The organism is Amycolatopsis heterodermiae, from assembly GCF_034929455.1.
Taxonomy (GTDB): Bacteria; Actinomycetota; Actinomycetes; order Mycobacteriales; family Pseudonocardiaceae; genus Amycolatopsis; species Amycolatopsis heterodermiae.
The window spans coordinates 64,427-77,696 of record NZ_JAYFSI010000019.1 but is presented as its reverse complement, the minus strand read 5'-3'; the positions used below and the strand labels follow the sequence as shown (position 1 = coordinate 77,696).

General features: G+C 72.2%; 8 protein-coding genes. 3 read left to right on the top strand and 5 right to left on the bottom strand.

What is annotated here, in order from left to right:
• The first annotated feature begins 1 nt into the window (after position 1).
• The 3 genes from VA596_RS46505 to VA596_RS46495 are packed head-to-tail and all read left to right on the top strand — an operon-like array spanning position 2 to position 5,405.
• Positions 2-1,630, top strand: a complete 1,629-nt coding sequence (locus VA596_RS46505; protein WP_323336741.1) for a CATRA system-associated protein — start codon at positions 2-4, stop codon at positions 1,628-1,630.
• Entirely contained in the window at positions 1,627-2,277 is a 651-nt protein-coding gene (locus tag VA596_RS46500) for a hypothetical protein (protein ID WP_323336740.1), read from the top strand. The genes VA596_RS46505 and VA596_RS46500 overlap by 4 nt, the downstream gene beginning before the upstream one ends.
• Positions 2,277-5,405 carry an ATP-binding protein gene (locus tag VA596_RS46495; protein WP_323336739.1) on the top strand — a complete coding sequence of 1,043 codons (3,129 nt, stop codon included), beginning with the start codon at positions 2,277-2,279 and terminating at the stop codon, positions 5,403-5,405. Before VA596_RS46500 ends, VA596_RS46495 begins: the two co-directional genes overlap by 1 nt.
• A gap of 162 nt (positions 5,406-5,567) precedes the next feature.
• Here the strand turns inward: VA596_RS46495 and VA596_RS46490 are convergent, their stop codons facing one another.
• The 5 genes from VA596_RS46490 to VA596_RS46470 form a co-directional block, all read right to left on the bottom strand.
• The gene (locus VA596_RS46490; RefSeq protein WP_323336737.1) at positions 5,568-6,389 is read right to left on the bottom strand and encodes an Asp23/Gls24 family envelope stress response protein; all 822 of its coding nucleotides are present in this window, start codon (positions 6,387-6,389) and stop codon (positions 5,568-5,570) included.
• A gap of 159 nt (positions 6,390-6,548) precedes the next feature.
• Complete coding sequence (locus VA596_RS46485) at positions 6,549-7,529, bottom strand: 3-oxoacyl-ACP synthase III family protein (protein WP_323336735.1); 981 nt, start codon at positions 7,527-7,529, stop codon at positions 6,549-6,551.
• Positions 7,526-9,382, bottom strand: coding sequence for a ThiF family adenylyltransferase (locus tag VA596_RS46480; RefSeq protein ID WP_323336733.1), 1,857 nt, complete (start codon positions 9,380-9,382; stop codon positions 7,526-7,528). The genes VA596_RS46485 and VA596_RS46480 overlap by 4 nt, the downstream gene beginning before the upstream one ends.
• A 340-nt stretch (positions 9,383-9,722) precedes the next feature.
• Complete coding sequence (locus VA596_RS46475) at positions 9,723-10,940, bottom strand: SGNH/GDSL hydrolase family protein (protein WP_323336731.1); 1,218 nt, start codon at positions 10,938-10,940, stop codon at positions 9,723-9,725.
• Positions 10,937-13,270 carry a beta-xylosidase/alpha-l-arabinosidase gene (locus VA596_RS46470; protein ID WP_410171992.1) on the bottom strand — a complete coding sequence of 778 codons (2,334 nt, stop codon included), beginning with the start codon at positions 13,268-13,270 and terminating at the stop codon, positions 10,937-10,939. The genes VA596_RS46475 and VA596_RS46470 overlap by 4 nt, the downstream gene beginning before the upstream one ends.

Sequence of the window (13,270 nt, the reverse complement as noted above, 5' to 3'; positions counted from 1 at the left end):
GATGCCGGGCGCGGTGTTCACCTTCTACTCCTACAAGGGCGGGGTCGGCCGCAGCTTCACGCTGGCCAACATCGCCGTTCTGCTCGCCCGCTGGGGCCACCGGGTGCTCTGCCTGGACTGGGACCTCGAGGCCCCCGGCCTCGGCGACTACTTCCGGCCGCGACTGCCCGGCGTGCCCGGTGGTGGTGTCGTCGACCTCGTCGCGGACTTCCGCGCCGGCCGGTTCGCGCCGGAGAAGCACGTGCTGCGGCTGACCGACGCGGGCGTGCTCGACTTCCTGGCCGCGGGCCGCGAAGACGACGGCTACGTCGGCCAGGTCCAGGAGATCGACTGGGAGCGGCTGTACGACGAGGGCTTCGGCGAGTACCTCGAACGGTGCCGCGAGCGGTGGACCGCCGACTACGACTTCGTGCTCATCGACAGCCGCACCGGGATCTCCGACATCGGCGGGATCTGCACGGCACACCTGCCGGACCACCTCGTCGTGCTGTTCACCGCGAACCAGCAGAGCATCCGCGGGGCGATGGACCTCGCCCGCCGCGCCGACGCCGCGCGCAACCTGCTGCCGTTCGACCGATCCCGGCTGACCGTGATGCCGATCCTGTCCCGGTTCGACAACCGGGAGGAGTACGACCGGTCGGAGACGTGGCGGACGATCGTCACGGAAGAGACGGCCGAGCTGTACCGGCCGTGGCTCGACCAGGCCGTCGCCCCGGAGACCATGTCCCGGCACCTCACGCTGCCGTACGTGTCCTACTGGAGTTTCGGCGAACAGCTGCCCGTGCTGTCGGAGAAAACGCCGAGTGCGGACCAGATCGGGTTCGCACTCGAGACGGTCGCCGCCGTGATCGCGTGCCGGCTCGACCGGACCGATCTGCTGGCGGAGAACCGCGACGCCTACGTCGCGGCCGTGCGCGCGAGCCGGCAGGAATTCAAGCACGAGCTGCGGGTGAGCATCCCGCGCTCGTCCCGCCGCGCGGCCGACGAGCTGGTCGCGGAGTTGAAGAAACTGGACGTCCGGGTGGTGAAGTCCCTCTCGGGCGACCGGTCCCTGCTGGCGCGCGCCGCGGACGACGCGCGGCACCTGTGCCTGGTCGTCGACGGGCAGGTCAGCCGCTGGCAGTCGGCCGAGGTGGAGCTGTTCCTGCACCGCACCCTCGGCCAGGACCGGCGCGTGATCCCGGTGCTGACCGCCGGTACCGAGGCGGCGACGTTGCCGGGTTACGTCGGCAACCTGCGCTACCTGCGCCTCGCCGGAGTGCCCGGCGCGCCCCGGGCCGCGCGCGAACTGGTCGCCCAGCTGAAGGGCTTCACCCCGCTGGTGGACGCGGTCGACCTCGCCGAGGTGCTCGACCGGGCCCGCGGCGCGTGGCTGCGCCCGTCCCGGTGGGACCTCGTCGACGAGCTCGTCGACGGTTTGCGCGCCACGATCGGCGAGGGCGACGACGAGCGCGTGAACGACCTGGCCGCGGAACTGACGGTGGCGATCAAGCCCCGCTCCGCTCCCGGCAGCGGCCTCGAGCCGGCCCCACCGAACACCCGCAAGTCGATCGACTGGCTCCTGCGCCTCCTCGACGCGCGCGCACAGACCACCACGCAGCACCCGAACCACCGGAGGGATCTCGGATGACCGACCGCCTGGGGCACAAGCAGACCGCGGCGATGTTCACGTTGATGGTGCTGGGCCGGGAGGTGCCCAACCCGGAACTGCAGGAGCTGGTCGGCTTCACGCTGACCGGCAAGGACCGCACCCGGCTGAGCGACGACGGCTACATCACCAGCAAGAAGGACGGCCGCCGGTTCGTCCACCAGCTGACCGACCGGGGCTGGGCGTGGTGCGAAGACGAGCTGGCCGCGGAGATCCCGCCGCCGCCCCGGCCGCAGAGCGTGCTCTGTTCCTCGCTGTACGTCCTCCTCGGCGGGCTGCACGGTTACCTGCGGCGGCAGAACCTGAAGCTGGCCGACGTCTTCGGCGACACCACGGCGGTCAGCACACCGGCACCGGTTCCGGTGCCGGAGAACCTCGAAGAGCGGATCAAGATCGCCTACCGCGAGCTGGTCAAGGAACCCCGTGGCTGGGTCGGGCTCGTGGACCTGCGCCCCAAACTCGGGGCGCCCGCCGGCGAGGTCGACCGCGTGCTCAAGGAGCTGAGCCGCACCGGCCAGATCCACCTCGTGCCGGAGGACAACCGGAAGGCCCTCACCGCCGCCGACCACGAGGCGGCGATCCGCATCGGTGGTGAGGACAACCACCTGCTCTCGATCGAGGCGCTGTGATGGACGAGCTCAAGGCCCTGGCGACGCTGAGCTTCGACTGGGCGGACACCCCCGACCACGTCTGGCGGGACTCGCCGTACCACGTGGACGGCCTGCACGCCGACGCGCTCGCCGCACTCGACACGGGCATCCGCGACGCCGCGGCCAGCGACGGGCCGAGCCCGATCGGGCTCGTCCTGCGCGGGTTGAAGGGGGTCGGCAAGACCCACCTGCTGGGCCTCGTCCGGCGTCAGGTGCACCGCGCGCGGGGCTACTTCTTCCTCGACGACGTCACCGCGGCCGACGCGTTCTGGGAGAACACGGCCGAGGCCTTGCGCCGGGGGCTGGCTCGCCCGGACGATTCGGGCGAGTCGCAGCTGAAGAGCTTCCTGCTGCGCGTGTGCCTGCGCGCCCACGTCACCGCCGACGTCACCGCGACGATCCGCCGCGGCCGCGGGCTGACCCCGGCCGACGTCGAGGCCTTCGTGGACGGGGTGGCGTCCCTCGACGAAATGGTCGCGGACGAATGCGGGGACACCGCCCGCGCCCTCGTCCTGATCGCCAGCCGGGACCGCGGCGCCAAGTACATCGGCGAGGACTACCTCGACGGCGACGACGAGCTGACTTCCGAAGCACGGCAATGGAACATCTACTCGCGGCCGAAACCGTCCCGGGTCCTCGTCGAGGAGATCACCCGGCTGCTGTCACTGACCGGGCCGGTCGTGATCGCGGTGGACCAGCTCGACACCCTGCTCGCGCGATCCGTGCAGCGCACCCAGGAAATCGGGGACAGCACCGAGGAGAACGTCCTCGTGGCGCAGATCGCGGACGGGCTGATGGGCTTGCGCGAGATCACGCGGAAGACCCTCACCGTGCTGGCCTGCCTGCCAAGCACGTGGGACCAGATCAAGCGGAAGGGGACGGGGACCGTGCCCGACCGCTTCCGCGAGTCGGTCACGCTCGGCCGGATCGTCGACGCCGAAGTCGGCCGGGCGCTGGTGGCGAAGCGGCTCGGAGTGGCTTACCAGGCCATGGAGTTCACTCCGCCGCACCCGACCTGGCCCGTCGCGCCCGAGGCGTTCGCGGAACCGTGGGAGCAGTGGACCCCACGGCAGCTGCTGAAGCGCATCGGCGCGCACATCGAGCTGTGCCTGCGCGCCGGCCGGGTCCAGGAGCTCGCCTCCTTCGACGAAAAGGCCGCGGTGCCGGTCGCCCCGGCGCCGACCCCGGTCGAGAGCGACCGGTTCGCCGGCCTCGACGAGGAGTTCGAGAAGCTGCGGGCGGAAGCGGATCCCGGGAGACTGCTCGCCGAGAAGACCGTGGACAAGGTGATGCCCGATCTCCTTTCCGCGGCCCTGCGCTGCTGGGTCACCGAAGTCGGCGACGACGACCTGGAATGGTCGTGCGAGCGCCAGAACGGGCGCAGCGAGGTGCACGCCTGGCTCTCCCGGACCCTCGACGAGGCGGCGGACCTGCAGGAGCACTGGGCGTTCCGGGCGATCGCGGCGCGGGATCCCCGCGCCGCGCTGAGCCGGTTCCGGAAGGCCCGGTCCGCGGCGGGGCAGTTGCAGGGGGCGGACAACCGCCACCTCATCATCCTGCGGGAGGCCTGGCGGGGCGGGATCAAGACGAAACAGGAGGTCGAGAAGTTCACGCTCGCCGGCGGCCAGACGATCCGGCTCACCGAAGCGGATGCGAGGACCTTCTGGGCCTTGGCGAAGCTGCTGGACAACGGGGGCCGGGAGCTGCACGAGTGGCTGATCGACCGGCGGCCGGCCAGTCGTTCGGAACTGCTGTCCGTCGTGCTGCCGCAGCCGTCGGAAGAACGAGCCGCTGTGCCGCGGCTGCTGGACGCACAGCGCGAGGAGAAGCCGTCGGGGCAGTCGGCTGCCGAGGGGACGCATCCGCCGCCGGCGGACGGGGAGATCACCCTCGGCACCGTCGTCGGGTCGGGGGAGCCCGTGCGGATCGGGCTTTCGGCTCTGCGCAAGCACGCCGCCGTCTTCGCTGGGTCCGGGTCGGGGAAGACCGTGCTGCTGCGGCGGATCGTCGAGGAGTGCGCTCTGCTCGGGGTTTCCGCGATCGTCCTGGATCCGAACAACGATCTCTCCCGCCTCGGTGACGCCTGGCCCGAGCCGCCCGCCGGGTGGGGGCCGGATGATGCCCAGCTGGCGAAGCGCTATCTGGCGGAGACGGACGTCGTGGTCTGGACGCCCGGGCGCGCGACCGGGCGGCCGCTGGCTTTCCAGCCCCTGCCCGACTTCGCCGGGGTTCTGGACGATGCCGACGAGTTCACGGCGGCCGTCGAGGTCGCGGTGGCGACGCTCGCGCCGCAGGCGCGGCTGACCGGGACGACCGTCAAGGCGAACATCGGACTGGCCGTGCTGCGGCAGGCCGTGATCCACTACGCGAGGACGGGTTCGCGCAGTCTGCCGGAGCTGATCGAGCTGCTGTCCGACCTGCCCGAGGACGTCAGCAACCTCAACGACGCCAAGCGGATCGCGGCCGATCTGGCCGAGGTGCTGAAGGCGGCGATGGTCAACGACCCGCTGTTCGCCGGCGGCGGCGAGCCCGTGGATCCGGGCGTCCTGCTGACCCCGGCCGCGGGGCACCGGGCTCGGGTATCGGTGATCAGCTTCGTCGGGCTGCCGGCGGAGGAGCAGCGGCAGAACTTCGTCAACCAGCTGCAGATGGAGCTGTTCGCCTGGATCAAGCGCAACCCGGCGGGGGAGCGGCCGCTGGGGGCGTTGTTCGTGATGGACGAAGCCCAGACGCTGGCCGCGTCGGGGACGTTGACGGCGAGCACGCGCAGCACGATCGTGCTCGCGTCCCAGGCCCGCAAGTACGGACTGGGGCTGCTGTTCGCGACGCAGGCGCCGAAGGGGCTGCACAACCAGGTGGTCGGCAACGCGATGACGCAGTTCTTCGGCCGCCTCAACAGCCCGGCCCAGATCGCGGCGGCCAACGAGCTGGCCCGCGCGAAGGGCAGCCCGGTCGCGGACATCTCACGCCTGGAACGCGCGCAGTTCTACGTGGCGGGGGAAGCGTTTGGCTTCCGCCAGGTGGCGACGCCGCTGTGCCTGACCCACCACCCGTCGAGCCCGCTGCGCCTGGAGGAGGTGATCAGCCGGGCCCGGGAAGACGGCTGAGCCTGTCGATCCGGGCGCCGCTCGTCCGACGCACTCCTTGCTGCGCGCGGGTTTGCTCGACGAGATGAAGATTCACCTGGTCGCGGTGCCGGCCGCCGGCTGCCAGGGGCGTGACCCACCGTCGGCCCCGGGGCGCGCCCCGGGACCGAACCGTCGTGGAGGTCAGTCGGCGTCGGGGAAGTGGATGTCGGCGACGTGCACGTCGACGCCCTCGACGTCCAGGCCGAGGAACTGTTCGACGGCCTCGATCACGTCGGTGCGGATCTGCTCGCCGAGCGCCTTGACGGCGTGGCCGAACTCGATGACCAGCGAGATCGTGATGGTGGCGACGTCGCCGTCGACCGCGACCTCGACGCCGTCGGCGGCGATCTCGTGCACGCCCTCGGCCTTGCGGGCGACGCGGGCCACGATCTTCACGACGACGTCGTCGCCGATCGTGGTGGCGCCGCGGGTGCCGGCCGCGGGCCGGGCGGCGGCCGCGACCACGCGCTCCGCCTCGTCGACGACGTCCGCTTCCGCCGCGGCTTCGACCGGGTTCTCCTCGGTGGACGCCTCTTCCGCTACCTCGGAGGTGTCGTCGCTGTCGTCCTCGGAGTCGACGGTGTCGGTGTCCTCCGTGGCCTCGTCCTCGGCCTCGGCGGACTCGGCTTCCACCGCGTCGGAGTCCTCGTCGGTTTCCACCGAGTCCGCGTCTTCGTCGGACTCCTCCGTGACGGCTTCGTCCTCGAGGTCCTCGTCGGCTTCGGCTTCGTCGTCGGTGGTCTCGGCTTCGGCGGTCTCGGTGTCGTCGGTCTCGACGGCGTCCTCGGCCGGCTCGACGGTGTCGGCCGGGCTCTCCTCGATCGCCTCGGTGTCAACGATTTCGGGCGCGACGGCCGTGTCCACGGTCTCGGACCCGGTCTCGGCGTGAGGGGCGGCGTACCCGCCGGGAGTGGTGGTGCCGCTGTTGGCGCGGCCGAAGATGCTGTTGATGACGTCGGACATGAATTTCCCCTTTTCGGGAGCGACGACTGCGGGTGGGGACGAACAGACGGCGCCACTATAGGGCATGAGGGTGACCTCCATCACGTGCCCCGCCATCACGTTTTCCCTTGTGTCCAAGAGATGTCCAGTACCGCGCCGCCGCCCCCGCCGGGGCTCACCTCAGCCGTGGCGGAAGCAGAGAGTTCCCCACTGGAAGCCCGCCCCGATGGACGACACCACGTACGTGTCGCCCGGGCTCACCGCACCTTCGCCGAACGCCGAGTGCAACGCCGTGAACACGCCCGCCGAGCCGGTGTTGCCCAGGTGGTCCACCGTGATCGGCGCCCGGGAACGGGAGACGCCCAGCTTGTCCAGCGCCGCCGTGATGATGTTCAGGTTGGCTTGGTGGAGGAAGAAGTGCGTCACGTCCTCCATCGCCAGCCCGGCCTCGTCGACCGCGCGGAGGATGCTGTCCGGGAGGCAGCGGGTCGCGGTGTTCCAGACCGCGCGGCCGTCCATCTTCAGGTAGTGGTCCGGCGCCGACGCCGCGGACGCCGGGAGGCGCGATCCGCCGGCCGGGATCTCCACGTCGTACGACAGCTCCGTGCCGAAGTCCCAGCCCAGGAGCCCGGCACCGGCCGACGACGTACGGGTCAGGACCGCCGCGCCCGCCGCGTCGCCGAAGAACACGCGGGTCGTGCGGTCCGCCGGGGCGGTGACGCGGGACGCGCAGTCCGCCGCGATGACCAGCACCGTCGAAGCCGCCGACGTCTGGAGCAGGTGCGTGGCGAGGAACAGCGCCTGCACGCCGTTGGCGCACGCCGCCTGCGTGATGTCCAGCGTCAGCGCGCGGTCCGCGCCCAGCAGTTCCTTCACGATCAGCGCCGTCGACGGGAGGGGCTGGTCGTAGGTGTAGGTCCCGACGATGATCGCGTCGACGTCGCGGGCGGTGACGCCCGCCGCCGCCAGCGCCGGATGCGCTGCCGCCACGCACATGTCCGACGTCGCGCGGTCCGGGGCGAGCCGCCGGCGGACGCGGATGCCCGTGCGGCTGACGATCCACTCGTCGGAGGTGTCCAGGGTCGAGGCGAGCTCGGCGTTGGTGACCACCTCGGGCGGGAGGTGGACGCCGGTGCCCGCGACGGTCACGGGGAGGTTCATACCGCACCGCCGGCGAAGACGTTGCGGGACGGGCTGACCTGCTGGGAAAGATCGGTGTAGAACCGGCCGGACGCGCAGGGCCGGCCGAGCAGGACGCGGCGGGCCGCCTCGCCGCACAGCGCGCCGCCGAGCGCGACCCCGGACGCCAGCTGCGGCCAGCTGCTCAGCGTGTGCCCGAGCTCACCGAACGACGCGGCCAGCTCCGGGCTGATCCGGTCGGCGTCCACCATCGCCAGGATCAGGTCGACCTTCTGCTGGTGCCCGAGTTCGGCCAGGTCGACGGACTTCACGTCCCCGAGCAGCCCGTGCAGCAGCGGGCGGTCCGGCTCGAGGTCGAAGCGCTCGACGTCCAGCATCCCGCGGTCGTTGCAGTCCATCACCACCGGGATGCCGAGGTCGCGCGCGTACTCGCGGGCCGCGATCTTCACCCACGGGGTGTCGCACTCCTCGACCAGCAGGTCCAGACCGCCGTCGAAGAAGTCCTCGATGGTCTCCGGCGTCAGGCCGTCCCGCTCGATCTCGATGTCGAGGTACGGGTCGATCTCGAACATCTGGCGCGCGGTCAGCACGGCCTTGTTGACGCCGAGGTGGTGCACGCCGGCGCGCAGCCGGTTCAGGTTGGACAGGCCGAACTCGTCGAAGTCGGCCAGCTTGTACGCGCCGCCGATGCCCTCGAGCGCGAACGTCAAGGCCGCACTGTTTCCGACGGACAGGCCGATGATCCCGATCCGCTTCGTGAGCAGCTCGCGCTGCTCGGGCCGTTCGATCCGGCCGCGGTTGCGGTCGGTGCGGACGAGCCGGAACTCCTCGCGCGGCAGCACGTGCACCAGCCGTCCCGACCACGGGTACCACACCCAGGTGCCGTACTCCCACGCCGCGACGCCGGCCAGCTGCTCGGTCTTCTTGCGCGCGATCTCGGCGGCGTCGCGGCACCCCGGTTCGCGGCTGCGGACCAGTTCGGCGAGCTGCTCGTCGAGGGTGTCGTGGACTTCGCGGACCTCGCCGGAGGCGAGCAGCCGGTCGAGCGCCTGGTGGTGGACGGCGGTGAACAGCACCGGGCGCCAGACTTCGCGGTCGGGCGGGGCGGCTTCGGTCAGCGCGAGCGGTGCCACGCGGGGCGTCCGCGGCCGGGGCAGCAGCGGTGCCGGGCCGCTTCCCGCGATGAGCGGGAACTCGTCCCGCAGCCGGGTCACGAGCTCGTGCTGCCGGCCCGCGCCGTCGAGGACGCGGTGGAACATGATCACGACGTCTTCGGTGTACTGCGGGACGTAGCGCCGGGTGCCGGGCACCGGCCGGAAGCCGAACCGCTCGTGGAACCGGTCCTGGCCGTCCTTCGTGCCGGACGTCCCGATCATCGCCCGGGCGCCGAGGTGGTGGGCCGCGCCGATGGCCAGCGCGTTGAGGTACTGCCCGAGCCCCAGCTTGCGGGCCCGGTGCTCGACGACGAGCCGGCTGTGCTCGAACACCTCGGACACGGGGATGTCTTCGGCCGCCAGGAATGCTTCGTAGTCCGCGTCGCCGAGGTAGGCGCGGGACTGGAACCGGTCGCCGGAGTCCGGTGTGGACAGCCGGATGTAGCCGAGCGGCTCGCCGCCGGGGCTGCGGCGGGCGACGAAGTGCCACGCGCCGAAGTCGAGGTCCTGGTCGTCGGCGTGGGAGCCGTCCGAGCGGAGGAACGCCGGGCGGCGGCCGTGGTCGAACAGGATCCGGGCGCGCAGCTCGCGGACCGCGTCGATCAGGGTGGGGTCGCCGACGCCGGGCCGCGGCCCGAGGAACGCGGTGACGTGCCAGTCCGGCGAGCCGGGCTGCGGGGACCACGATTCACGCGGGCCGGGGTGGTTCAGGTGGGTCAAGTTCGGTCTTTTCTCAAGGAGTTCCGGGGGACCGGTCCGGCCGCGGCGAGCGTGGTCCGGACCAGGGCGGGTGCGAACACTAACAGCGGCCCGGCGGCCCGGCCCGGCGGTGCGCCGGGGGTTCTCTTCCCGCTCGGCCCAGCCGGGAAATCCTTTACTCCCAAGATGATCGACGGTGCGTCACGCGTAAAGCCCTCGATTGATGAAGATCAACAACAAGATCCACACGATGGGGTGGTCGTGTTGTTCGCGGCGCGACGGAGAGACGAGGAAGCCGGCCACGATCCACAGAGGATTGTGGCCGGCTTCACAAGCGGGTCTTCACCCCCGCGGGGGAGCGTCAGCGGTGGTCGAACAGTCCAAAAGGGACACTCGACGCGAGCGCCCGGTACCCGGCGGGGTTGAGGTGCAGGTGGTCGCCGACGTCGTAGGCGGGCAGGAGCCGGGCGGGCACCGCCGGATCGCGGGCCACGCGGTCGAAGTCGAGCACCGCGTCGAAGTGGCCGCGGATCCACGCGTTGACCCGCTGGCGGGCCGCTTCGCGCTCCGGAGTGTCGTACGGGGAGTTTCCGCCGAAGGGGGTCAGCGTCGCGCCGTAGACACGGATGTCCCGTGCGTGGGCGCGCGTGATGATCTGGTCGTAGGCGTCGATCAGGTCGTCCGCGGTCTGCGCGGCGGCTTCGGGCGCCGCGGTGCCGATGTCGTTCACGCCCTCGAACACGATCGCCTGCTCGACGCCGCTCTGGGCCAGCAGGTCGCGGTCCAGCCGGGCCAGGACGTTCGGGGCCAGGCCGTCCTGCAGCACGCGGTTGCCGCCAGCCGCCTCGTTGACCACGGCCGACGACGTGCGCGCGGCCAGGACGTCCGGCCAGCGGTCGTTGCCGTTGGTCGTCGAACCCCGGCCGTCGCTCAGGGAGTCGCCGATCACCGCCACCGCCGACGCGGGGGAGAGCACCTCGACGCCGCTGAGGAAGTACCAGTGGTCCACCGGGGTCGCGCCCGGCAGGTCCGGCGCGCCGACCTGGTCGCCGGCCACCAGGTACGACGTCGTGCGCGAGCCCGGGTGGGAGGTGATCGACGTCGACGCCTGGCCGTGCGCGAGGTAGGCCGTCACGGTGATGTTCTCCGCCGCCCGCACCGGGAACGGCAGCGGATCGGACACGACCTGCGCGCCCATCGGGATCGTCGTCGACGGCTTTCCGCGGAACGTGACCGGCACCGAGCTACCCGGGACCAAGCCCGAAACCCCGGCGTGCCCGCCGACCGGCCGGGCCGCCGACACGGCCGTCAGCGGCAGGGGAGCGCCGCCGAAGGCGTTCGAGAACCGCAGCCGGATGCGCGGGCCGCCGGCGGAGACGTGGACGGTCTGGCGCAGCGTCGTGTTGTCGAGGACCCGGTCCGCACCGGTGAACGGCGCCGGTGGCAGGTTTCCCGGCTCCGTCAGCTGCGGCATCGACGTCCAGGTCACCACCCACCGCGACGACGGCGGCCGGCCGGACGCGCCGGCGAACAGGGCCGTCAGCACCACCAGCACGGCGATCACCAGCGGCCGTCTCACGACGAGAACTCCGGCGCCATCACGCGCTCGAACCCGACCTCCCGGCGGGGCCCGGACAGCGTGCAGTGCAACGTCGAGACGATCTGCTCGCTCGACGTCCCGACGCGCAGTTCGACGTCGCCCGGCTCGACCAGGCGGCGGCCCGCGCGGCCGGTGTAGGACGTCAGGTCCGCGTGCAGCCCGATGTCCAGGACCCGCGTCTCGCCGGGCGCGAGGTCGACCCGGCGCGCGGCGATCAGCTGCCGTTCCGGGCGGGCCACCTCGGCGACCGGGTCGTGCAGGTACACCTGGACGACTTCGGACGTCGGCCGGTCGTGGTCGTTGCGCAGCGTCACCCGGACCCGGCAGGTGCCGTCGGTCGGCCACAGCGAACCCGTCGCGCTGACGTCCTGCCAGGTCGCCGGGGCGTAGGAAAGCCCGTGGCCGAAGGGGAACAGCGCGGTCGGGTCGACCGTGCTCACCTCGCTGCGGCGGGCCAGCGGCGCCGCCAGGTACGTCGAGGGCTGGCTCGCCCCGGCCGCCGGGAAGCCGACCGGGAGGCGTCCCGACGGGTTGATCCGTCCACTGAGGACACCGGCGAGCGCGGGCCCGCCCTCTTCGCCGGGGTAGAAGCCGCAGACGATCGCCGCCAGCCGGCCGGCCTGCCGCGACAGCTCGTAAGGCCGGCCGGAGAGCAGGATCAGGATCACCGGCTTTCCGGTCGCCAGCAAGGCTTCGAGGAGTTCCTCCTGACGGCCGGGCAGCCGGAGGTCGGGTGCGTCGCAGCCTTCGCCGGACGTCCCGCCGCCGAACAGCCCGGCCCGGTCGCCCAGCACCGCGACGCAGACGTCCGCGGCGGCCACCGCCGAAACCGCCTCCGCGATCCCCTCGTCGTCCCCGCCGGTCACCGGGCAGCCCAGGGCGTAGGTGACGTCGTGGTCGGCCCGCAGGGCCTCGGCGACCGTCGGCACCTCGACGCCGAACGGGACGTCGGGGTGGTGGACGCCCACGTGCAGCGGGAACGAGTAGCAGCCCATCATCGCGCCGGCCGCGTCCGCGCGCGGGCCGACGACGGCGACCCTGCGCCCGGGGGCCAGGGGGAGCGTGCCGTCGTTCTGCAGCAGCACGATCGAGCGTTCGGCGACCTCCCGGGCCAGCCCGCGGGATTCGTCGTCGTCGAGGTCGACCTCCTCGGGGACGTCCGGCGCCCAGTCCGCGTCGAGCAGTCCCAGCTCGCACTTCTGGCGCAGCACGCGTTCGAGGGCCCGGTCGACGACGGCGGCGTCGACCGAGCCCTCTTCCACCGCGGCGAGCAGCGGCTCGCCGTAGCAGTCCATGGTCGGCAGTTCGACGTCGATGCCCGCGGCCAGCGCCTGGCCGGCGGCGTCACCGCGCCCGGCGGCGACGCCGTGCAGCCGGTGCAGGAACGCCACGGAGAAGTAGTCGGCGACGACGGTGCCGGTGAACCCGTAGGTGCCGCGCAGCAGGTCCGTGAGCAGGGCCGGGTCGGCGGCGGCCGGGACGCCGTCGATGTCGTTGTAGGCGTTCATCACCGACCGCGCGCCGGCGCGCAGCGCCAGCTCGAACGGCGGGAGCAGGACGTCCGCGATTTCGCGCGGGCCGGCCGAAACCGGCGCCAGGTTACGCCCCGCGCGCGAAGCGGAATACCCGATGAAATGCTTCAGCGTGGCGATGACGCCCGCCGACTCCAGGCCGGCGACGTAGGCGGCGCCGATGGTGCCGACCAGGTACGGGTCCTCGCCGATGGTCTCTTCGACGCGGCCCCAGCGCAGGTCGCGGGCGACGTCGAGGACCGGGGCGAGGCCCTGGTGCACGCCGAGGCGGCGCATCGTCTGCCCGATCCGCTCACCCATGCGGCGCACCAGGTCCGGGTCGAAGCTCGCGCCCCAGGACAGCGGCGCCGGGTAGACGGTGGCCTGCCACGCGGCGAGCCCGGTCAGGCATTCCTCGTGCACCACCGCGGGAATCCCGAACCGGCTGCTCGTGGTGATCTGCCGCTGGGTGCGCGCGAGGCTGCGGGCCCCGATCGCCGGGTCGACGGGGCGGGTGCCGAACGCCCGGGTCAGCTGGCCGATCCCGTGCCGGGCCAGGTCGTCGAGGTCGATCTCGGCGTCGACGAAGTCGTGCTGGTGCGGCGCCATCTCGCCGCCCGCGTCGATGCCGACCCACACGCCGTAGAGCTGGGCGAGCTTCTCGCGCACGGTCATCCGCGCCATGAGGGTGCGGACGCGCTCGGCCGGGTCGGCGGCGGGGTCGCGCCACGGCTCCGAAGGCGCGGTGGCCTCCAAGGCCTCCAGGGCCTCGGAGGACTCGGTGGGCTGCGTGGTCAA

What these genes read in the sequence shown, in the direction of transcription:
- VA596_RS46485 (WP_323336735.1), bottom strand. Translation starts at nt 7,529, where the DNA reads ATGAACCTCCCCGTGACCGTCGCGGGCACCGGCGTCCACCTCCCGCCC.
- VA596_RS46490 (WP_323336737.1), bottom strand. Translation starts at nt 6,389, where the DNA reads ATGTCCGACGTCATCAACAGCATCTTCGGCCGCGCCAACAGCGGCACC.
- VA596_RS46505 (WP_323336741.1), top strand. Translation starts at nt 2, where the DNA reads ATGCCGGGCGCGGTGTTCACCTTCTACTCCTACAAGGGCGGGGTCGGC.
- VA596_RS46495 (WP_323336739.1), top strand. Translation starts at nt 2,277, where the DNA reads ATGGACGAGCTCAAGGCCCTGGCGACGCTGAGCTTCGACTGGGCGGAC.
- VA596_RS46500 (WP_323336740.1), top strand. Translation starts at nt 1,627, where the DNA reads ATGACCGACCGCCTGGGGCACAAGCAGACCGCGGCGATGTTCACGTTG.